The 20264-nt window shown below is 75.2% G+C and carries 22 protein-coding genes; 8 read left to right on the top strand and 14 right to left on the bottom strand.

Going from position 1 to position 20264, the window contains the following annotated elements; all coding sequences use genetic code 11:
- The first annotated feature begins 53 nt into the window (after positions 1–53).
- Positions 54–692: a TetR/AcrR family transcriptional regulator gene (locus GA0115242_RS34305; protein WP_093835553.1), complete on the top strand. Its 639-nt coding sequence runs from the start codon at positions 54–56 to the stop codon at positions 690–692.
- Positions 693–770: 78 nt separating this feature from the next.
- Here the strand turns inward: GA0115242_RS34305 and GA0115242_RS34300 are convergent, their stop codons facing one another.
- From GA0115242_RS34300 to GA0115242_RS34285, 4 genes are all read right to left on the bottom strand, one after another.
- Positions 771–1181, bottom strand: coding sequence for a PTS-dependent dihydroxyacetone kinase phosphotransferase subunit DhaM (locus GA0115242_RS34300; protein WP_093835552.1), 411 nt, complete (start codon positions 1179–1181; stop codon positions 771–773).
- The gene (gene dhaL, locus GA0115242_RS34295) at positions 1174–1773 is read right to left on the bottom strand and encodes a dihydroxyacetone kinase subunit DhaL (RefSeq protein WP_093835551.1); all 600 of its coding nucleotides are present in this window, start codon (positions 1771–1773) and stop codon (positions 1174–1176) included. Before dhaL ends, GA0115242_RS34300 begins: the two co-directional genes overlap by 8 nt.
- 49 nt (positions 1774–1822) lie before the next feature.
- Complete coding sequence (dhaK, locus tag GA0115242_RS34290) at positions 1823–2815, bottom strand: dihydroxyacetone kinase subunit DhaK (RefSeq protein ID WP_093835550.1); 993 nt, start codon at positions 2813–2815, stop codon at positions 1823–1825.
- Between the two features lie 468 nt (positions 2816–3283).
- Positions 3284–3916, bottom strand: coding sequence for a class I SAM-dependent methyltransferase (locus GA0115242_RS34285; RefSeq protein ID WP_093835549.1), 633 nt, complete (start codon positions 3914–3916; stop codon positions 3284–3286).
- 100 nt (positions 3917–4016) lie between these two features.
- Between GA0115242_RS34285 and GA0115242_RS34280 the strand changes: the two genes are divergently transcribed.
- Positions 4017–4619 (top strand): helix-turn-helix domain-containing protein, encoded by a 603-nt coding sequence (locus GA0115242_RS34280; protein ID WP_093835548.1) that lies wholly within the window; start codon positions 4017–4019, stop codon positions 4617–4619.
- Between the two features lie 68 nt (positions 4620–4687).
- Here GA0115242_RS34280 and GA0115242_RS34275 read toward each other — a convergent pair whose 3' ends face one another.
- From GA0115242_RS34275 to GA0115242_RS34265, 3 genes are all read right to left on the bottom strand, one after another.
- Entirely contained in the window at positions 4688–5440 is a 753-nt protein-coding gene (locus GA0115242_RS34275) for a CPBP family intramembrane glutamic endopeptidase (protein WP_237549478.1), read from the bottom strand.
- A gap of 300 nt (positions 5441–5740) precedes the next feature.
- Positions 5741–6403 carry a response regulator transcription factor gene (locus tag GA0115242_RS34270; RefSeq protein WP_093835599.1) on the bottom strand — a complete coding sequence of 221 codons (663 nt, stop codon included), beginning with the start codon at positions 6401–6403 and terminating at the stop codon, positions 5741–5743.
- Between the two features lie 40 nt (positions 6404–6443).
- Positions 6444–7712: a sensor histidine kinase gene (locus tag GA0115242_RS34265; RefSeq protein ID WP_093835546.1), complete on the bottom strand. Its 1269-nt coding sequence runs from the start codon at positions 7710–7712 to the stop codon at positions 6444–6446.
- A 358-nt stretch (positions 7713–8070) separates the two neighbouring features.
- Here GA0115242_RS34265 and GA0115242_RS34260 point away from each other — a divergent pair, with 358 nt between their 5' ends.
- Positions 8071–8283: a hypothetical protein gene (locus GA0115242_RS34260; RefSeq protein WP_093835545.1), complete on the top strand. Its 213-nt coding sequence runs from the start codon at positions 8071–8073 to the stop codon at positions 8281–8283.
- Positions 8284–8342: 59 nt separating this feature from the next.
- Here the strand turns inward: GA0115242_RS34260 and GA0115242_RS41055 are convergent, their stop codons facing one another.
- Positions 8343–8507: a hypothetical protein gene (locus GA0115242_RS41055; protein ID WP_161353421.1), complete on the bottom strand. Its 165-nt coding sequence runs from the start codon at positions 8505–8507 to the stop codon at positions 8343–8345.
- A gap of 561 nt (positions 8508–9068) precedes the next feature.
- On the opposite strand from GA0115242_RS41055, the gene GA0115242_RS34255 reads away from it, so the two are divergent.
- Positions 9069–10082, top strand: coding sequence for a JmjC domain-containing protein (locus tag GA0115242_RS34255; RefSeq protein ID WP_093835544.1), 1014 nt, complete (start codon positions 9069–9071; stop codon positions 10080–10082).
- A 113-nt stretch (positions 10083–10195) separates the two neighbouring features.
- On the opposite strand, the gene GA0115242_RS34250 is transcribed toward GA0115242_RS34255, so the two are convergent.
- Positions 10196–10537 (bottom strand): helix-turn-helix domain-containing protein, encoded by a 342-nt coding sequence (locus GA0115242_RS34250; RefSeq protein WP_202556261.1) that lies wholly within the window; start codon positions 10535–10537, stop codon positions 10196–10198.
- A 1114-nt stretch (positions 10538–11651) separates the two neighbouring features.
- Between GA0115242_RS34250 and lexA the strand changes: the two genes are divergently transcribed.
- On the top strand, positions 11652–12323 hold the full coding sequence (gene lexA / locus GA0115242_RS34245) for a transcriptional repressor LexA (RefSeq protein WP_237549477.1): 672 nt from the start codon (positions 11652–11654) through the stop codon (positions 12321–12323).
- Positions 12324–12401: 78 nt separating this feature from the next.
- Here the strand turns inward: lexA and GA0115242_RS34240 are convergent, their stop codons facing one another.
- From GA0115242_RS34240 to GA0115242_RS34230, 3 genes are read right to left on the bottom strand one after another with little or no spacing between them, the layout of a single operon-like run.
- Positions 12402–13436, bottom strand: a complete 1035-nt coding sequence (locus GA0115242_RS34240; RefSeq protein ID WP_093835538.1) for an alpha/beta hydrolase family protein — start codon at positions 13434–13436, stop codon at positions 12402–12404.
- 11 nt (positions 13437–13447) lie between these two features.
- Positions 13448–13801 carry a hypothetical protein gene (locus GA0115242_RS34235; protein WP_093835536.1) on the bottom strand — a complete coding sequence of 118 codons (354 nt, stop codon included), beginning with the start codon at positions 13799–13801 and terminating at the stop codon, positions 13448–13450.
- Between the two features lie 49 nt (positions 13802–13850).
- Positions 13851–14351 (bottom strand): TetR/AcrR family transcriptional regulator, encoded by a 501-nt coding sequence (locus tag GA0115242_RS34230; protein WP_161353419.1) that lies wholly within the window; start codon positions 14349–14351, stop codon positions 13851–13853.
- Between the two features lie 138 nt (positions 14352–14489).
- On the opposite strand from GA0115242_RS34230, the gene GA0115242_RS34225 reads away from it, so the two are divergent.
- Entirely contained in the window at positions 14490–15089 is a 600-nt protein-coding gene (locus GA0115242_RS34225; protein WP_093835532.1) for a YdcF family protein, read from the top strand.
- Between the two features lie 36 nt (positions 15090–15125).
- Here GA0115242_RS34225 and GA0115242_RS34220 read toward each other — a convergent pair whose 3' ends face one another.
- Both GA0115242_RS34220 and GA0115242_RS34215 read right to left on the bottom strand, forming a co-directional pair.
- A complete protein-coding gene (locus tag GA0115242_RS34220) occupies positions 15126–16709 on the bottom strand; it encodes a sensor histidine kinase (RefSeq protein ID WP_093835530.1) in 1584 nt (527 codons plus the stop codon).
- On the bottom strand, positions 16696–17376 hold the full coding sequence (locus GA0115242_RS34215; protein WP_093835528.1) for a response regulator transcription factor: 681 nt from the start codon (positions 17374–17376) through the stop codon (positions 16696–16698). Before GA0115242_RS34215 ends, GA0115242_RS34220 begins: the two co-directional genes overlap by 14 nt.
- Positions 17377–17504: 128 nt before the next feature.
- Between GA0115242_RS34215 and GA0115242_RS34210 the strand changes: the two genes are divergently transcribed.
- Both GA0115242_RS34210 and GA0115242_RS42065 read left to right on the top strand, forming a co-directional pair.
- Positions 17505–18989 carry a glycosyltransferase family 39 protein gene (locus tag GA0115242_RS34210; protein ID WP_093835526.1) on the top strand — a complete coding sequence of 495 codons (1485 nt, stop codon included), beginning with the start codon at positions 17505–17507 and terminating at the stop codon, positions 18987–18989.
- Between the two features lie 718 nt (positions 18990–19707).
- Positions 19708–20235: an endonuclease/exonuclease/phosphatase family protein gene (locus tag GA0115242_RS42065; protein WP_237549476.1), complete on the top strand. Its 528-nt coding sequence runs from the start codon at positions 19708–19710 to the stop codon at positions 20233–20235.
- The last annotated feature ends 29 nt before the right edge of the window (positions 20236–20264 follow it).

Below are 20264 nucleotides of genomic sequence, written 5' to 3'. Positions count from 1 at the left end.
AAAGGGGTGGGGGAGAATGCCGGGAGACGGGATCACCTGAGCCGGAGGACCACATGAGCGCAGCCGGCGGACGCACCGGACGCCCGCCCCTCACCGAGGAGCGCAAGGCCGAGATCCGGCTGGAGATCGCCAGGGCCGCGGTCGACCTCTTCGTCGCCCAGGGCGTGACGGCGACCACCGGTGAGCAGATCGGGCAGGCGGTCGGCGTCTCCGCGCGGACCGTCTGGCGCTACTTCCCCAGCAAGGAGGCGTGCGTCGCGCCGCTGTTCACGGCGGGCGTCGACCTGCTCGCGGACCGCCTGCGGCACTGGGCGCCGGGCGAGTCCCTGGACGGCGTCCTGGTGCCGGAGCTGGCCACCGACCTGGCGGTCGCCCGGGGCCCGGACCGCGCCACCGTCGGCGCCCTGGTCCGGCTCACCCGCACCGAGCCGGGGCTGCGCGCGGTCTGGCTCAGGACCCACGACGAGGCCGAACCGGCCTTCGCCCGCGCCCTCGCGGAACGCGCCGGGCTGCCCGAGGCCGACCTGCGGGCCACGGTCCAGGCGGCGATGTTCAACGCGGCGCTGCGGGCGGCCGTCGAGCACCACGCGTGGCACGACGCGGACGCGGGTCCCGACCGCACGGCGGCGGAGGCGGCCCTCGAACGCACCCTGCGCGCGGCCCTCGCCACCGCCACCGAGGGAGTGACCTGACGCCGGGCCGGACGGAACCGGGGCGATCCGTCCGCCCCGTCCCGTCCGGCCCGGCGTCATGCGCCGCGGGTGCCCTTGTCAGACCTTCCGGTACGTGTACGCCTCGGCGGCCGCCGCCTCCACCGCGGCCAGGTCGGCGCCGGTGGACGCCGTGACGACCGCGGCCACCGCGCCCTCGACGAACGGGGCGTCCACCAGCCGGGTGCCGGGCGGGAGTTCGTCGCCCTCGGCGAGCAGCGCCTTCACCGTGAGCACGGCGCTGCCCAGATCGGTGAGCACGGCGACGCCCGCCCCGGCGTCCACCGACGCCGCCGCGCCGGCGATCAGCTCCGCGCTGGTGCCGAGCCCGCCGTCCTCGGCGCCGCCCGCCGAGGCGACCCGCACGGCCGTGCCTCCGCCGGTCAGCCCCCGCGCCAGTTCGGCGACGGACGCGGCGACCGCGGCGCTGTGCGACACCAGCACGATCCCCACCAGGTTCGCCTCAGTCACCGTTTGCCTCCGCGAGGGCCGCGACGAGCAGCGCCGACGAGGTGGCGCCGGGGTCCTGGTGGCCGATGCTGCGCTCGCCCAGGTAGCTGGCCCTGCCCTTGCGGGCCTGGAGCGGGGTGGTCGCCACCGCGCCCTCCTCGGCGGCCGTGCGCGCGGCGGCGAACCCGTCACCGAGCGCGTCGACGGCGGGCAGCAGCGCGTCGACCATCGTCTTGTCGCCTGGGGCCGCGCCGCCCAGGGTCGTCACCGCCTCGATGCCGGTGCGGAACGCCGCCGCGAAGTCGGCCTCGCTGACCTCGGACGCGTCCCCGAGTGCCTTGCCGGTGCGGCGCAGCAGGGTGCCGTACAGCGGTCCCGAGGCGCCGCCGACGGTCGAGATCAGCTGCCGTCCGGCGAGCGTGAGCACCCCGCCCGGGGTGTCGGGGGCCTCCTTCTCCAGGGTCGCCGTGACGGCCGCGAACCCCCGGCGCAGGTTGCTGCCGTGGTCGGCGTCCCCGATGGGGGAGTCGAGCGCGGTGAGCCGGTCGGCCTCGCGCTCCACGGACGCGGCGGTCGCCGTCATCCAGCGACGGAAGAAATCGGCGTCGAGCACGTGATCTCCTTACGTGATGCGTACGGTGCGTTACCGGGGCCTCACCGTGTCATATACCCCAGCGCAGCCCCGCCGTCCGCACCGGCGCGTCCCACAGGCGCAGCAGCTCGCCGTCGACCTGGCAGAGGGTGACGGAGGCGCCCGCCATGTCGAGGGAGGTGACGTAGTTCCCGACGAGGGTGCGGGCGACGGCCACCCCGCGGGCCGTCAGCACCCGCTGCACCTCGGCGTTGAAGCCGTACAGCTCCAGCAGCGGCGTGGCGCCCATGCCGTTGACCAGGACGAGCACCGGGTTGCGCGGGGACATGTCGTCGAGGATCGCGTCCACCGCGAACTCGGCTATCTCGCCCGACGTCATCATGGGCCGCCGCTCCCGGCCGGGTTCGCCGTGGATGCCGACGCCCAGCTCCAGTTCGCCGTCCGGCAGGTCGAAGGTGGGGCTGCCCTTCGCGGGGGTGGAGCAGGCGCTCAGCGCGACGCCGAAGCTGCGGGAGTTCTCGTTGACCTGACGGCCCGTCGCCTCGACCCGCTCCAGGGGCTGGCCCTCGTCGGCGGCGGCTCCGGCGATCTTCTCCACGAAGAGGGTCGCGCCGGTGCCGCGCCGCCCGGCCGTGTACAGGCTGTCGGTGACCGCCACGTCGTCGTCGACGAGCACCTTGGCGATCCGGATGCCCTCGTCCTCGGCCAGCTCGGCGGCCATGTCGAAGTTGAGGACGTCGCCGGTGTAGTTCTTGACGACGAAGAGCACGCCCGCGCCGCTGTCCACGGCCGCGGCGGCCCGCAGCATCTGGTCGGGCACCGGGGAGGTGAACACCTCGCCGGGACAGGCGGCGGAGAGCATCCCGGGGCCCACGAAACCGCCGTGCAGGGGCTCGTGCCCGGAGCCGCCGCCCGACACGAGGGCGACCTTCCCCTCCACCGGGGCGTCCCGCCGCACTATCACCCGGTTGTCGACGTCGACGGTCAGTTCGGGGTGGGCGGCCGCCATACCGCGCAGCGCGTCGGCCACCACGGTCTCCGGGACGTTGATCAGCATCTTCACGGCGATCTCCTCGGGTTGGAAGGCGGGTCCCCGGCCGTCCCGCCGCCGGTGGGAGCGGGACGGCGGGACGGTGACCCAGACGGTGCGTGGCGCCCCGCGGCGGTCTCCTGCCCGTACGGCGCCGACTCGATGCCGGCCGCGGCGACGGGGTGTCAGGCGCGCGGCCCGGGGGGACCTGTGGTGCGACCCCCGGGCCCGTCGGATCGCTGAGTGCTCCGGTGACGTCGCATCTCGCTGCCCTCGTCAATCTCCCTGGCCGGGCCCGGCGGGCGACCATGTCGGGCCCGGGAGTTCCGCGTCGGACCGCGCGCGGTGGCGCGCGACGACCGGTGTTGACCGCTCGACCATTTTACTCGCGTGCGCGCGAGTGGGCGGGTCGGTGCCCCGCCAGGACCACCGCCGCGCCCGGACACGCGGCCGCCGGGCCCGCGCGCCCAGGGGGAGCGGGGCCCGGCGGGCGGCGGCGGGTCAGGCGACGCGGCGGACGGCGATGACGTTGTCCGTGACGGTCGCGGTCTGCCCGTCGGGTCCTGTGGCGGTGCGCCGGGGCGCCTCGCTCCGCTCGACCTGCCAGGAGCCGTCGAGCCGGAGCGAGGCGACGACCTCGTCGGGCGTCGGGTAGCGGATGTCCTGGCCCGCGAGCCAGGACCAGGGGGCGGTGGAGGCGTGCTCGATCACGACCAGCAGGCCCCCGGGAGCGACCGCCCGCAGGGCCCGGCGCAGGACGTCCTCGCGGGCGAGGGCGACGGGGGTGTGGAAGTAGGTCGCGGTCACCAGGTCGAAGGTGCCCTCGGGGAAGGTCTCGCCCAGGTCGTGCCGCCGGGGACGGACCCGGTCGCCGACCCCGGCGGCCGCTGCGGCCCCGGCCACCCGGTCGAGGGCGGTCCGCGACACGTCGACGGCGGTCACCTCCCAGCCCTGCCCGGCGAGCCAGAGCGCGTCGCCGCCGTGGCCGCAGCCCAGGTCGAGGGCGGTTCCGGTGGCGGGGGCGAGGTCGGCGAGCAGGGCGGTCAGGACCGCGTTGGGCCGGGTGCCCAGCCGCGGGTCCAGACCGCCGTAGTGCTTCTCCCAGAAGACGGCGGACTCGGTGGCGTCGGTCATGCGGAGTGCCTTTCGGTGCGGTGGCCGGACGGTGGCGTGAGCGCCGGTCCGACTCTGCGCCGGGGACTGCCGGAGTTGCAAAGCCTCATGCCGTTTCAGCATGCTCGACCCCATGGGCACCGAGAAGCGCGCGGGCGCCGCGAAGAAGGACCGGCTGGCCGCCGTCGGCCCCCGGCTCCGGGACCTGCGCAGACGTCACGGTCTGACCCTGGCCGCCCTCGCGGAGCGGACCGGGATCAACGAGAGCACGCTCTCCCGGCTGGAGGGCGGCGGCCGCAGACCCACCCTGGAGATGCTCCTGCCGCTCGCCGAGGTCTACGCCGTCCCGCTCGACGACCTGGTCGGCGCGCCCCGCACCGGGGACCCGCGCATCCACCTCAGGCCGGTCAGCCGCGACGGGATGACGTACGTGCCGCTCAGCCGCCCCGGAGGCGTCCAGGCGCACAAACTCCTCATCCCGCCCCGGCCGGGCACCGAGCCGGAGCCGCGCACCCACGAGGGGTTCGAGTGGGTCTACGTCCTCGCGGGCCGTCTGCGGCTGGTGCTCGGCGGCGAGACGGTCGTCCTCGGCCCCGGTGAGGCCGCCGAGTTCGACACCCGCGTCCCGCACCGGCTCGGCCCCGACGACGACCGCACCGTGGAACTCCTGATCCTCTTCGGCACCCAGGGCGAACGGGCCCACCTCAGGGCCCGCACGACCTGACCCCCGTCCGCCGCGCGGGAGCGGCCCCCGGCCGGTCCGCCGGCGGGGGCCGCTCCCGGAAGCACCCGTCAGACGGCCGACGGGGTCCCGCCGAGATCCTTGGCGACGCCGCCGCCCCGCCCCTCGCGCAGGCCCAGCCTGCCCCGGGTGGCCACCAGCAGGATCACCGCCCCGGTCACCGAGGCGAGCAGGAAGGCGTGCGCCGTGGTCCGCGAGGACGCCGAGGGGAACACCTCCGACCAGGCCGTCGAGAAGTAGTTGTTCACGCTCGTGTGCAGCAGCATGACCAGCGGCATGCTCTCCCCCGAGCGGTTGAACAGCCACGTCATGACCACGCTGAACGCGACCGTCGTCGCCAGGAACTCCACCGGCTCCAGCAGGCCCACGTGCGGACCGCCGCCCCACTCGGTGAGGAACAGCGGCAGGTGCCACGCGCCCCACAGCGGGCCCACGATCAGGGTCGCCCGCAGCGCGCCGTGCCGGTGCTGGAGCCGCGGCATCGCGAACTCCCGCCAGCCGGGCTCCTCCGCGAGCCCCGTCGTGACCATCTGCAGCACCAGGCCCGGCAGATAGGCGACGAGCACCGCGGCGGACGGCAGCACGGGACCGGTTCCGGAGAGCGCCGCCGTGGAGAGCGTCAGCGCGGCCGGCACCGCGACCAGGACCGCCGCGTACCAGAGCCAGCTGACCCGGAAACTCGTCATCCGGCGCCGCCAGGCGCGCAGTCCGGCCCGGCCCTCGCTCACCCCCGTCACCAGCAGCGCCGAGGCGATCGGCCCCAGGTAGGCGCCGGGCAGGACCCCGAGGAGCTGGCTGCCCAACCCGCCGCCGGGGAAGGTGAAGTGCCAGACGCCGAGACCGTTCCCGGACAGGATGTACGGCGTCCAGGCCAGCCAGCTCAGTCCGAAGGCCAGGGCGAAGAACCAGGTGACCGGGTGGCGGGCGAGGGTGCCGCCGCGGCTGCGCCGGGGCGGGTGGGGGCGTTCTCGGGCGGTGCGTGCGTGGTCACCTGGGGTCCCTTCGGGCGGTGCTGATCTGGTGTCACCAGCACATCAGCGGCCCGCCCCCGGGTCATTGCCGTGGGCGCCCCGACCCCCGTACAGCAGGCTGTACCCGGCGGCCTACGGTGTCCTGCGGCGGGCGTCCTCCAGGTAGTGCAGGACGGCGGCGACCCGGCGGTCGACCTGGTCGGCGGGGGACATGTCGAGCTTGGCGAAGATGCTGCGGATGTGCTTGTGGACGGCGCCGTCGGTGACGAACAGGCGGGCCGCGATCGCGCTGTTGCCCAGCCCCTCGGCCATCAGGGCGAGCACCTCGTCCTCGCGCGGGCTGAGCCGTTCGAGCCGGGTGTCCTGGCGGGTGCGGGTGAACAGCTGGGCCACCACCTCGGGGTCGATGGCCGTGCCGCCGCCCGCCACCCGGTGCAGCGCGTCGAGGAACTCCTCGACCCGGCCCACCCGTTCCTTCAGCAGATAGCCGAGACCGCCGACCCCGCCGGTCAGGAGCTGGGTGGCGAAACTCTGCTCCACGTACGCGGACAGCACGAGCACGGCCAGTCCTGGGCGCCGCCGCCGCGCCTCCACGGCCGCGCGGATGCCCTCGTCGGTGTGCGTCGGCGGCATCCTGACGTCGAGGATCGCCACGTCGGGACGGTGCGCCTCGATCGCGGCCAGCGCCTCCTCCGCCGTCCCCGCGGTGGCCGCCACGTCCAGCGACTCGGCGCGCAGCAGCAGCGCCAGCCCCTCGCGCAGCAGGGGGTCGTCCTCCGCGATCACGACCCGCAGGCCGTGCGGCTCCCCGGCCGGTACGGGGCGCGGCCGTTCTTCATGCTCCACAGGGAAGATCCACCTCCAGTGTCGTCGGACCGCCGACCGGGCTGGTCAGGCGGAGGGTGCCGTCGTGGGCGGCGACGCGGCGCCGGATGCCGGTCAGACCGGAGCCGCAGCCCTCGTCGGCGCCGCCCCGGCCGTCGTCGTCGATCCGCACGCGCAGTCTGCCGCCCCGGTTGCGCACGGTGACCGTCGCCCGGTCGGCGCCGCTGTGCCTGGCGATGTTGGTGAGGGCCTCGGCGACCACGAAGTAGGCGGTCGCCTCGACGGACGCGGCGCGGCGTCCGGGCGCGTCGACGTCGATCCGGCACGGCACGGGGCTCCCGGCCGCGAGTCCGGTGAGGGCGCCTTCGAGTCCCCGGTCGTCGAGGACCGGCGGGAGGATGCCGCGCGCGACGGTGCGCAGTTCGGCGAGGGCCTGCTCGGCCGCGGACTGGGCGCGCTCCAGGATCTCGTCGGCGCGCGAGGGGTCCCGGGCCACCTGCCGGCGGGCCGCGCCGAGCAGCACGGTCACGGAGACCAGCCGGTTCTGCGTGCCGTCGTGCAACGCCCGCTCGATGCGCCGCAGTTCGGTGGCGTGCGCGTCGAGCGCGGCGGCCCGGGTGGCGGTCAGCTCGGCGACCCGCCGCGACAGGTCCTCCTCGGGTCCCGCGGCCAGCAGGGCGCGTCCCGGGCGGGCCTGGAGGCGGGCCATGCCGGGCGTCAGACCGACGATCACGGCGATCGCGCCGATCCCGAGCAGCGACACGGCCAGCGCCTGCGGCCAGGAGTGCGCCTGCCCGAGACCGATCGAGGTCGCCGTCGCGTTCTCCGGCAGCAGCCGCCAGTACAGCGGGAACGTGGTGTCCCGCACGGCGATCACCGGCAGCAGCAGGGCGGTCGTGCCGAGGAGCAGCCCGGCGGTGGAGTGCCGCAGCAGCCAGCGCACCTCCCGCCGGGTCGCCGGGTCGGCGAGCGCGGGGCGCGTCCGGGTCGGTGGCGGCGGGTGCGGCGGGACGACCTCGGAGCCGACGCGGGTCAGACGGGCGCGTTCACGGCGGGCCAGGGCGTGCAGCGCGCGCAGCGCGAGCGGGGCGAGGAGGAGGCCGATCCCGGCGGGCGCGGTGAGCGCCGTCACCGCGAGCAGCAGCAGGACGGGCAGCGCGGTGAGCGCGGTGCCCAGGCCGCCCACGAGCTGGGAGAGCGCGGCGGTGGCGGCACGCAGCGGGCGGGCGGCGGCGGGGGAGCCGTCGTCCTGCCCGGGGCCCGCCCGGTCGGGGGTCATCGTCGCCGTTCCCTTCACCATCGCCGTCCGGTCGTGCGCGACCGGCCTGTCCGCGTCCCCGCCGCCGCGCGACGCCCGGCGCGCACCCCCGCCGCACCGGGGGCGGGCCCGGGACGGTGCGAGGGTCCGCGCCCGGCACGGCCCGAGCACGCGCCCGAGCCGCGCGGCCGCCCTGCGGGCGACGACGGGAACGGTCAGTCAGACCCTAGGACGAACCGCGCCGCGACGGCGGACCGGGCCGCGGGAAGTACAGCCTGCTGTACCCCGGGACGGCGGCGCACGGGATCGGAGGCGGCGGGCGTGGACCGTAGCGTCGGGGACAGGGCAACCAGGCCCGCCACCGCAGGAGGAACCGTCCATGACGAAGTCCACGGCCCAGCAGACCGGTCACCCCGCCGACCGCGTCGACCTTCCCCTCGTCCTGCTCTGGTCCCTCGTGGTGATCAGCGGCACCGTCAACTTCGTCGCCTCCTTCGACGGCGGCAGCCTCTGGGTGCAGTCGGTGTGCGGGGTGGTCACCGCGGCGGGCCTCACCGGGCTGGTGCTGCGCCGGGTGCGGCGCCGGAGGTGAACCGGCCACCGCGCTCCCCGCGGCCCCGCTCACCCCAGCAGGCGCGATCGGCGGCGGCCCTAGCGGCGCGGGGCGAGCGCCAGGCCCGCCCGGCCCGCCACACCCCGGCCGAGCGGCACCGCGGCCTCATCGAGGAGGAGCACGGCGATCGTCACGGTGCTCAGCCGCTCGTGGATCGGGCTGATGACCGCTGCCGCACCCGCCGTTCTTCCGAACTGACGCACCGACCGACGCACGGAAGACCTCTCCGCGGGATCCCTGTTCCGTCGCACCGGAATCCCGCGGCGCCGTCCCCGGCCGCACTCTCCTGCCGCCCTTTTCCGTCGCTCCCCGATTTCGTGCCCGAATGTCCGGGCCGTATCACCGGAATGCCGCCGGGGTGATGCGCCGGCATCCGCGAGTGGCGGCACACCTTTCAGGAACGCGGGGGTGGACGGTCCCCCGGCTTGACCTTGTCGATAAGCGGAAGCGGGATCGAAGCGTGTTCGGCCAGGAAATCCTGCCGCGATCTCGTCGGCTGGACGAACGGCGACTCAAGCACCGCCGAACGGCGGCCACAATGTCGTTTCCCGTATCACGCACGCACCCGGGTAAGGGGCCGGCTCCCGCCTGCTGCGACGCCGGTCGGCGGGGAGATCTTCTGCGGAATACGGAAACGGACACCCCGCGGCGGACGGGCGCCCGCTAACATCGGCCCACGCTCCTTGCGGAACGCCTCCATAAAGGAACGGTCACGTCTGAGGACCCGTGGATCAGGTGACTCCTGGGAAGGCGCTGCTCACGTCATGACTGCACAGATACTGGACCGATTGGTCGGCGACACGGTCTCCTTCTGGTCGCACTGGCGCGCGTCCCCCGGAGTCTTCGTCGCGGGCGGCGAGGCGGTCAGCCCCTTCACCCTCGCCGACATCGACGCCGCGCTGGCCAGCGGCTTCTTCCGGGAGCCGTACGTCGAGATGTGGGCAGACGGCCGCCGGATGCCGGCCGGCGAGTTCACCACCGAGCGCGCCGTCGGACAGGTCGCCCAGGGCGGCTTCGTCGACGCGGCGAGGATCCACGCCCTGCTCGGCGAGGGGGCGACGATGCTCCTGCGCCGCGTCGACCAGTGGCACGCCCCCACCCGCGAACTGCTGCGCGCCCTCGCCCGCGAACTGCGGCGCGCAGTGGAGGCGTTCTTCTTCGTGACCCCGGCCGGACAGGAAGGGCTGCCGCTGCACCGGGACGACGCCGACGTGCTGGTGGTCCAGGTGGCGGGGACCAAGAACTGGCGGGTGCACGAGGGCCCCGCCGACGGCGCCTGGCGCGCGGGCCGGGTGCGCAGCGACGAACCCCGGCCACAGGAACTGTTCCAGACCGTTCTGCGGCCGGGCGAGACCCTGTACATCCCGCGCGGGTTCGCCCACCGCGCGACGGGAGAGGACGGCCTCTCCGCCCATCTCTCCCTGACCGTGCGGGAGATCGGCGTGGCGGACCTGTCGCGAAGCCTCAAGGACCGGATCCTCGGCGCGGAGGGCGACGACGTCGCGGGTGGGGGTCCGCTGCCGATCTCGGACGACGCCCTCGCCGCCGCGGCCACCACCCTCCTGGACAACGCGCGGCGCAGGCTCGCCGAGTTGACCCCGGATGCCCTGGTGGCGCACGCCAGGCAGCGGCGGCTCGACCTGATGCCGGCGACGGGGCCCGACCTGTCGCTGACGGGCCTGGCCGCGTCCCTGACGGCGACGGCCGGGCACGGGAGGGAGCGGACCCCGGACGGCGAGCGGCCCCCGGACGGGGAGCCGCGGGCGCGCGCGGTGTAGCGCGCCGGTCCGCTGGAGCAACGTCGGCCGCGACACGGGGAGTTCGGCGTCAGGCGGACGCCGTGGGGGAGGGGAGCGGGGCCGTGCCGGACGGCATGACGCGCGCCGGTGCGTCACCCCGGCAACTGGCGAGGACGATGAGGGCGCTCGGGCAGGCGCATACGGCTGCCGAGCGCCACGCCTAATTGGAAGCGGTTCTCCACCCCGAGCCGGTCCATCAGCGAGCGCAGGATATTGGTCACCGTGCGGGGGCTGACACCGAGCCGGTTCGCCGCGCTGACGTCCGTGTGTCCCGCGAGCAGCAGAGTGATGAGTTTCCGCTGCCTTTCGTCCAGCGGCACACCGAGAGCGCATTTGTCGTCGACGCCGGTTCGCGGACGCGCCTCGCCCTGTTCGTCCTCGGGAATCCGGAAGCCGTTGCTGCACGAATATTCTTGGCGTGCTGATTTACGCACAGAACTCCCCTGATCAGTGTGGCAAGCGAAATGCGTGGAGCTTTTCCCGGGCGTTGGCCCGGGGTACCCATTCTGCTCGACGTGATCGTCACGGGACGGACGCGAGGTGCGTGACAGGGACGGTGAAATAAGGAAGACGGCAGGTGAGGTGCATCACCGTTTCAACTCCCAGGGGGCTGTTTCGCGCGGTGTCGGCGCGCCCCCGATTGCGGCTCGGTTTATGGCTCGGGGGACGGACGGTGGCTATCAGATGCTGGCATGACGACGTCGTCATGGTCAACGGGTTCCAATAGCGGGTGCGCCGGGGGGACATCGTCACGGTATGCCGCGACCCGCCTATCTTCCGCCGCGTGATCGCCACGGAAAGCGCGGTCCTGTAAAGCGCGGCGCCTCGCACTGCCGCGGGCGAGCGGGGAACGCGCAACGGGGGGCCGGGAGGGGGAGAGCGCAGAGGGAGGAACGTGGAGCGGGGAACGGCGCTCGCCGGGGCCGCCGAGCGTGCCTTCCCCGACGGCGTCATCGCCGACAGCGCCGTCCCTGTCCTCCGTCCCCGTCGACCGCGCCTTCCCCGTCCGCGTCTTTCCCGCCCGCGCTTTCCCCGACCGTCCCGGCGCCGAGGCAGCACCGCGCCGGATCGCCATCGCGCCGAACAGCCGGGACCGTCGGCGCCCCGGGTCCGTTGCGGTTCCGACCCGCGTCTGTCGCGCGTCCGTCGCGGAACCGGTGCGGGACCGCCGGGCGGGTGTCGCCAGGGGCGTCGCGTTCCTGGACGTCCTCGGCACGACCGCCCCCACCGGGTGCTGTTCAGCGGTTCCGCCCGGTCGCCCTCCCGGTCGGACCGCCCGGAAGCCCCTCCCCGTGGAGTGCGGAACGCGTCGGGCCGGGGGGGATATATCGGCCGCGGACCTGACCGTGGACCGGGAGACCCGAGATGTCGTCCGGTCCGCTATTCGCCCTGTGCGTGCGGGACTTCTGCCGCTGCGGGCCTATCCGCCCCGAGGCGCTCACGGTATGCCGGGGCACACCCATCTCGAATCCGTGTTCCATTCACATGGAGAGACGGGATAAAGTCGCTTTCCGCGAGATCTTGCACGGAGGTAAGGAGAAAGCGGCGATGGAGAAGAGGCCGCCCGCCCGCCGGGGACGTCCCCCGGGGTCCCGGAGCGACGGAGCGGAGCTGACGCCCCGCCAGTCGGCCATCGTCCGGTGCATCACCGAAGCCGTCGACCGGCAGGGCTACCCGCCGTCCATGCGGGAGATCGGCCAGGCGGTGGACCTCGCCAGCACCTCGTCCGTCGCCCACCAGTTGACGGTCCTGGAGCGCAAGGGCGTCCTGTACCGCGACCCGAAGCGCCCGCGCGCCTACCGGGTCAGGCCCACCTGGGCGCCCGACCTCAGCACCAGGAGCGACCGCAGCGTCGACGTCCCGCTGGTCGGCACGATCGCCGCGGGCGCCCCGCTGCTCGCCGACGAGATGATCGAGGACGTCTACGCGCTGCCCCGCCAGATCGTGGGCGACGGCGACCTCTTCGCGCTGACCGTCTCGGGCGACAGCATGATCGACGCGGCGATCTGCGACGGCGACATCGTCACCGTCCGCCGCCAGGACAGCGCCGACCACGGGGACATCGTCGCGGCCCTCCTGGACGACGGCGCCACCGTCAAGGTGCTGCGCAGGCAGGACGGGAAGGTGTCCCTGATGCCCCGCAACCCCGCCTACCAGCCCATCCCCGGCGACGACGTCCGGATCCTCGGCAAAGTGGTGGGCGTCCTGCGGCTGCTCTGACCCGCCCGGACGCCCGCCGTCCCGGCGCGGACGGCCCGACCCGCGTTCCCCGCACCCACAACGGGCGCGCGGCTGGGCTCAGCGTGCGGTGAACCGGCGCAGCGCGTCGAGCACGGCCGGGGCGAGCGTGTCCGTGTGGTCGGCGTCGTGCAGCAGGTGGTCCACCCCCGGCAGCCGCACCCGGCCCGGTCCACCGGCGTGCGCTCGGCGCAGGGCGTCGGTGAGCCGGTCCGTCGTGACGCACGGGACCTGGACGTCGTTCGCGCCGCAGGTGAGCAGCACCCGGGTGCCCGGCCGCAGCGCTGCGGCCTTCTGCGGCGGGTCGATCGCGTCGTCGCTCTCCACGAACCGGGCGTTCACCCCCTGGAAGGACGTGAAGACGCTGGCCACCACGGGCGGCAGGCCGGTGGTGTCGACCGGCCGGTGCGCGCGCAGGGCGGCGACGGCGGCGTCGACCGCCTCGTCGATGACGCGCTGCTCCTCCGGGGTGAACAGGCCCTGCCGGGTCGCCTCGGCGATCTGGGAGTGCAGTTGCAGCGCGACCAGGTCCAGCATGCGGATCGCCTGCGGCTGGAGCAGGGCCAGGCCCGCCGGGCGCGGTCGTACGGTGCCCCCGAGCAGCAGCGCGGTCATCGCGCCCTCGCTGTGTCCGGCGATCAGCAGGCCGTGCGGGTCGGTCTCCGGCTGGTCGCGCAGCAGGGCGTAGGCGGCCTCGGCCTGGCGGACGAAGGCCGGGTAATCGATCGTCTCCGGACGGTCCCGGTAGGCGCCGAGCCCGGTGCGGCCGGTGCCGTACTTGTCGAACCGCAGGGTGGCGATCCGTTCGCCGCCGAACGCGTCGGCCAACTGCGCCAGCGTGCGCGGGGCGAGCGCGGGCGGCTGGTCGCCGTTGCGGTCGGTGGGTCCGCTGCCGGGCAACAGCAGTGCGGCGCGCAGCCGTTGACCGGAGCGGTGCGCGGGCACGTGCAGGGTGCCGTACGTCGTCGTCCCGTCGACGGTGAAGGCGACCTCGCGGTCGGCGGCGGGCACGAGGCCGGGGCGTGTCTGCGCCTCGGCCGGTACGGCGGTGACGAAGGCCAGGGCCAGCGCGAGCGCGGTCAGGCGCAGCGGCATCGGTGCTCCCCTCATCGGATCAGGGCGTTCTCGACCAGGGCGACGGTCGCGCGCGGGTCGTCGACCTGGAGGACCAGGCGGGCGTACCGCTCGTCGGCGAGTTCGACCACGACGGCCTTCGCCGGGTCTCTGACGTCCCAGAAGACCTTCTCGCCGTCGAGATGGAACGTGCCCGCGGTGATCACACCGGGGACCCGGGCACCCGGCGCGCGGATCCCCTTGGGGTCGGCGGCGATGCCCGGATCGGCGGTGGCGCCGCGGACGTTGGCCAGCGGGACGGTCAGCCTGCTCTTGAAGGCCCAGAGCTTGTTCATGCCCTCGATCTCGACGACGAGGTCGTCGCCGTCGATGCGCACCTGTGCCATGTCGGTCTCCTTTGCCGGATGTGTCAGACGGGTGTGTCAGACAGATGTGTCAGACGGATGGATCGAGGCGCCGGGCCAGCGCGGCGCCGACGCTCCCGGGGGCGCCGCGCACGAGCATGCCCAGCGCGGCGGCGGTGAGGGCGGCGGCGAGGTCGGCGGGGGCGCCGAGCGCGTCGGCGATCGCCCGGTCGACCGCGTCCAGCGCGGCCCGCACCTCGGCGGCGGCCTCCTCGTCGACCGGCGCCCGCTCGACCGCGGCGAGCACGAGCAGGCCGAGGTCCGCCGAGGTGACGAGCCGCAGCGCGGTCGCGGCGTCCGGTGCCCCGGCGAGCGCGTCGGCCAACGGCCGTACGTCGTCCGCGAGATGGCGTCGCAGGGCCGCCAGGTAGAGGCCGCGCTTGCTGCCGAACGTCTTGTAGAGGCTGTTGCGGTGCACACCGAGGTGGCTGACGAGGTCGTCCACGGACACCCCGTCGTAGGCGCGGCCGCCGAAGAGCCCCACGGCGGCGCGCACCACTTCGTCCTCGTCGAACGCCCTTGGTCTTCCCATGCGTTGACTGTAGACAGTTGAGGAACGATCGGTCAAGAACGATCGTTCCTCAACTTGTCCCGCACCTCGTGGCCTCGACGTCGGCGCCTTCTGCCCGACCTCGCGGCGGGCCCCCGCGCCAGGCCCTAGAGTCGCCGCATGCGACGAACGACCGGAGTGGCGTTGGCGGGGGCCGCGGTGCTCGCCTGGGGCGAGTGGCTGAACCGGCGGTGGTCCCGCGCCCTCGTGGGGGAGGGCACCGGAGCCTCCGAGGCGGTGGTCGTGCTGGGGTACCGCAACCCGCAGCCGACGGCGAACGCCGTGAACCGCTGGCGGGTGCGCGCCGGGGTCCGCTCGGTGGGCGGGCCGGGGGTGCGGGAGACCCGGGTGATCCTCAGCGGCGGTGTCACCGGCGACGGGCCCGCCGAGGCCGAGCTGATGGCCGACTATGCGAAGTCGGTGCTCCGGTACGGCGGCGCACTGGTCCTGGAGGACCGGTCCACGACGACCTGGGAGAACGTCACCAACGTCATCCCGCTCCTGGAGGACGCCGACCGCATCAAGATCGTCTCCCAGCCCGCGCACGCCCTCAAGGCCCGCGCCTACCTGCGCCGTCTGCGCCCCGATCTCGCCCGGCGCCTCGTGCGCGCGGACGACTGCCGCGCAGGCGAGTGGCTGCTGGTCAAACCGCTGCTGGCCCTGCTCGGCCTCCGGACGCTCCGCGTCCTCACGGCGGAGGAACGCACGGGCTCCCGGTAGGCGGACGTCCCCCGCGGCCCGTCACCGCTCGACGGTCTAAGGCGAAGGCGAAGGCGAAGGCGAGGGCGAGGGCAAGGACGAGGGCGCGGGCGAGTCCGGGGAAGGCGGCGGTGAGGGCGCGGCGGCGCGCGGCAGCCGCAGCCGGAAGCAGGCTCCGCCGGTGCCGGTGCCGGTGCCGGTGCCGGTGCCGGGGTCAGGGTCAGGGCCAGGATCGAGGGTGAGGGTTCCTCCGTGGCTCTCGGCCAGGTCGCGGGCGATGGCGAGACCGAGGCCGGTGCCGCCGTGGTCGCGGGAGCGGGCGTCGTCGAGCCGGACGAACCGTTCGAAGACGCGCTCGGCCTCCTCGGCGGGCACCCCGGGCCCGTCGTCGTGCACGGTGAGGACGACCCAGGGGTCCTCGTCCCGGACGGTGATCCGGACCCGGTGCTCGGCGTGGCGGGCCGCGTTGTCGACGAGGTTGCGCAGCAGCCGTTCATGATCCCCGGGGGTCCCGTGCGTGTACGCGGGTCCGGTGCTCTCGCAGGTGAGGGTCAACGGCCGGTCGGCGAGCGGGTGTTGACCGGCCAGCGCGGCGGCGAGGGCCGCCAGGTCGACGGTGTCCGGACCGGCCCCGGGCGTACGGGTGCCGAGGCGGGCGAGCAGCAGCAGGTCCTCGGCGAGCGCCTGGAGGCGGCGGGTCTGGCGCGCGGCGGTGGTCGCCGCGGCGGGCCAGTCGGTGCGCTCCGGGTAGGCGAGCGCGACCTCCAGGCTGGCCAGCAGGGTGGTGAGCGGGCTGCGCAGTTCGTGGGCGGCGTCCGCGACGAAGCGCCGCTGCCGTGCCGAGGCGTCGTCGAGGCGCTGGAGCGTGGTGTTGATGGTGGTGGCGAGGGCGGCGATCTCGTGCCCGGTGGCCGGGACGGTGACGCGTTCGCGGGGATCGCTCGCGGTGACCGAGGCGGTGCGGACGCGGATCGCCTCGACGGGGCGCAGCGCGACGCGCACGGCGGCGTAGGCCGCGGCGCCGACCAGCAGGACGCTGACGAGCCCCGCCCCCAGCAGCAGCCGGTCGGTGATGTCGGTGATCTCCTCGGCGGTGTGCGGGAGCACCACCACGTAGACCCGCAGCTTGGCGCCGGAGTCGACGCCCAGCGCGGCGGCCTGTGCGGCGCCGAGGTCGCCGGGCCGGATGTCGGCGGTCATGACCCGCTGGGTCCCCCCGGCCAGATCGAACTTGTCCCGGGGGTTGTAGTGCCGGTTCACCGGGATGCGGACGCTGGTGAGGGGGGTCAGCGCGGCCAGGCCCTCGGTCGGCGGGGTGGGCATCACATGGCGGGAGGCGGGATAGGCGTCGGCCAGCGAACCGCCGGACGCGACGGCGGAGCGGCGGCCGGTCGCGACCACCTCGTACGGCACGGTCGTTCCGGCGTCGGGCACGATGCCCGCGCGCAACTGGTCGCACAGGGACCAGAGTTGCCGCTGGGCCTGCTCCTCGGCGATCTGCGTGGCCCGGTGGCGGACGTCGTGGTGCACCCAGAGGCCGATCACGGCCAGGACGACGGCGGCGGTCGAGGCGGCGGCCAGCGCGGTGAGCGCCCGCACCGAGCGGGGCCACCAACGGCGCCGCGGCTCAGGCGCGTTCACGGTCGTCCACCAGACGGTAGCCGGTGCCCCGCACGGTCTGCAGGGACCGCCGCCCGAACGCCGAGTCCACCTTCTTGCGCAGGGCGCTGACCCTCGCCTCCACCAGATTGGGGTCGAGGGCCTCGTCGGGCCACGCGTGGTAGAGCATGTCCGCCTTGGAGACGGCCTGGCCCGCCCGCCGGGCGAGCAGTTCCAGCACGGCGAACTCCCGCGGGGTGAGGTCCACCCGGGTCCCGGCCCGGCGGCAGACGCGGCCCGCGACGTCCAGCGAGAGGTCGCCCACGGCGAGCACGGGCGGGGCGACCGGGGCCGCCCGCCGCACCAGCGCCCGCAGCCGCGCCACGAGGACCAGGTAGGAGAAGGGCTTGGCCATGTAGTCGTCGGCGCCCGTGTCCAGGGCCTCGGCCTGGTCCCACTCGCCGTCCTTGGCGGTGAGCACCAGGATGGGCGTCGCGTTGCCCTCCCGCCTCAACTGGGCGCAGACCTTGTAGCCGTTGAGGCTTGGCAGCATCAGGTCCAGCACGATCAGGGCGTACTCACCCGACCTGGCCATCCACAGCCCCTGGCGGCCGTCGTGGGCGAGGTCGACGCTGTAGCCCTCGGCGGTCAGGCCGGTGTGCAGGGTGCGGGCAAGGTCCACCTCGTCTTCGACCACCAGGATGCGCATGCGGTGCAGCCTCGCACAGCGCCGCCCGGGGTTCCTGATCGTCCGGTCAGGTTCGATCAGCGTCCGGTCAACGAGGTCCGGGCACGCTGGCGGCTCCCTCCCGCCACCGCTGAAAGGCCCCGCCGCCGATGCCCGTCGCGCACCTTCCTCCTGCCCCGGCCCGCACGGTCGCCCCCGCGGTGCCCGTCCGCCGCCGCCTCCCCGCCCCGGCCGAGGTCGCCGCCGTCGCCGTGCCCGCGGCGCTGACCTTGGCCCTGGGGCTCTGGGGCATCCGCAGGCAGGACACCCTGTGGGGGGACGAGGCCGTCACCTACGCGATGGCGCAGCGCGACCTCACCCGGATCTGGCACACCGCCCAGCACGTCGATCTCGTCCACGCCCTCTACTACGCCGTCATGCACGAGGTCTTCGCCGTCCTCGGCGGGGGACTGCTGACGCTGCGGCTGCCGTCGGTGCTGGCGATGTCCGCGGCGGCGGCCGGAGTCGGGCTGCTGGGACTGCGCCTCGCGGGCCCTCGCGCCGGGCTGCTGGCCGGGGTGGTGTTCGCGGTCCTTCCCCAGGTCCAGAAGTACGCGCAGGAGGGCCGCTCGTACGCGCTGGTCTGCGCCCTGGTCGCCTGGGCCGGACCCGCGCTGCTCGCAGGTGCCGCGCGGCCCGCCCGGTGGCGGTGGGCGGTCTACGGCTCGGTGATGCTGGCGGCCTGCCTGCTCCACGAGTTCGCCGTCCTCGCCCTGGCCGCGCACGGCGTCACCCTGGCCGTCGCCCGGGTGCCGCGACCGGTGCTGCGGGCCTGGGGCGTGACGGCCGCGGGCGTCGCGGCCGGACTGTCGCCGCTGGTGGTCCTCAGCGCGGGACAGTCGGCGCAGGTGTCCTGGATCGAGGGGCCGGTGCGGCTGCCGGGCGTCCTCGCCGTGACGGTGCTGGGGGTGGTGTGCGCCCGTCCGTCGCTGGGCGCGCGGGGCCCGGTGCGGCTCTGGTCGCTCGCGCTGCCGCTGCTGGTGCTCCCCGGCCTCCTGCTGCTGATCGCCTCGCTGGTCAGGCCGATCTTCGTCGACCGGTACGTGCTCTACAGCGGCGTCGGGGGCGCGCTGCTGCTGGGCGCCTGGGCCGACGCCGTCCTGCGGGGACGCCGGTGCCACCGCGCCGGGTGGGTCGCGGCGGCCGTCGTCCTCGCCGCGCTCGTCCCGCCGAGCCTCGCGCTGCGGACGCCGCAGAGCCGCAGCAACGACGCCACCGCCGTCGGCGCCGCCGTCCGCGAGGCGGGACGTCCGGGCGACGGGCTGCTCTTCCTCCCCGGACGCCACCGCGTCCTGACCGCGGCCGCCCCGCGGGACACCCGGGCCCTGACCGACCTGGCCCTGGCCCGGGACCCGGTCTCCTCCGACACGCTCGCCGGGGCGGAGCTGCCCGCCCGCGACATCCCGGCGCGCATGCGGGAGTTCGACCGGATCGTCGCCGTCCGCGTGACCGACGCCCGGGCACGGACCGACCCCCGCGAACTGGCGAAGACCGACACCCTGCGGCGCCACTTCCACCCGGAGTCGACGACCCGGGTCCACGGGGCACGCGTCACCGTCTACGTCCGCGACGACGACGCGGGGGCGCGCGGGTAGCGCGGGCGGGGCCTCCCGCCCCGGGGCGCGGGGCGGGTCATCGTCCGCCACGACGGGTGGCCCGGCCACCGGAGGCGACCCCCTCGCGCTCTCCGCCGGGGCCGGACGGGCGGGGTGTGCTCCCCGACGACGCGAGCCGTGCCGTACCGCCTCCGAGGACACCGTGGGCCGCCTCCGCCGCCGGTCCCGCACCGGCTGGGCGTCGCTCACGGGGGACCCCTGCACACGCCGGACCGGGTGGGCGACAGGGCCTCGCGGGTACGGCCTAGCCTTGCCCCTGTGACGGACGGGACGGACGAGCGCGGCGCGCGGTCGTCGGCGGGGGACCAGCGCACGCGGCGGGCGGCGCCCGGCGGCCGACGGTCCGGTGGCCGCCGGGGCACGACCCCGCTGCGCTGCGCGACCTTCAACGTGCTCCACGGGACCGGGACGGGCGACGACGGCCGTCCCGTCGCCGTCGGCCCCGGCGATCCCCGGGCGCCCCTGGCCACCGCCGTCGCCGATCTCGACGCGGACCTCCTCGCCCTGCAGGAGCTGGACCGGTTCCAGGAGCGGTCAGGGCGCGTCGACCAGGCGGCGGTGGCCGCCGCCGCGATGCGGGCGGTCGACTGGCGGTACGCCTCCGCCGTCCACGGGCGGACCGTCCCCGGGCAGGGCTGGGTGCCCGACCCGGAGGTCTCCGGGGTCCGGCTGTACGGGCCGGGCGACGACGCCGGTGATGCGGGCGCCGTCGCCTCGCTCGGGATCGCCCTGCTGTCCCCGGCGCCCGGTCCGCGCCTGGCGGACGCTGCCGCTGCCGCCCGCCCCCGTGCCGCTGCCGCTGCGGGTCGCCGGACGGGCCCGGCCGGTGCTGAGCCGGGACCAGGCGCGGGCGGCGCTCGCGGCCGTGGTGGAGGGCGAGCGCGGGGTGTTCACCGCCGTGGCGCTGCACCTGTCCTTCGTGCCCGGCTGGAACGCGCGCCAACTGCGCGCCGTACGGCGGTGGCTCGACGGGCTGCCGCGGCCCTGGCTGCTGCTCGGGGACCTCAACCTCGTCGGCGCGCTCCCCAGGCTGGTCCTCGACGGGCCGCTCCGCTCGGAGTGGGCCGCCCTCGCCAGGACGCCCACCTACCCCGCCCACCGGCCCGCCGTGCAGTTCGACCACCTCCTCGCCACGGGGGTCACCACGGCGGCGGTCGGCGCGACGGGCGCCCCGCGCACCGGGATATCGGACCACCGCCCCCTGACGGCCGAGCTGGACTGGTGACCCGCCCCCGGCCCGAGCCCCGGCACACC

The sequence above is a fragment of the Streptomyces sp. SolWspMP-5a-2 genome, from assembly GCF_900091845.1.
Lineage (GTDB): Bacteria > Actinomycetota > Actinomycetes > Streptomycetales > Streptomycetaceae > Streptomyces > Streptomyces doudnae.
The sequence above is the reverse complement of the archived record's forward strand: the minus strand, read 5'-3'. Positions and strand labels throughout refer to the sequence as shown.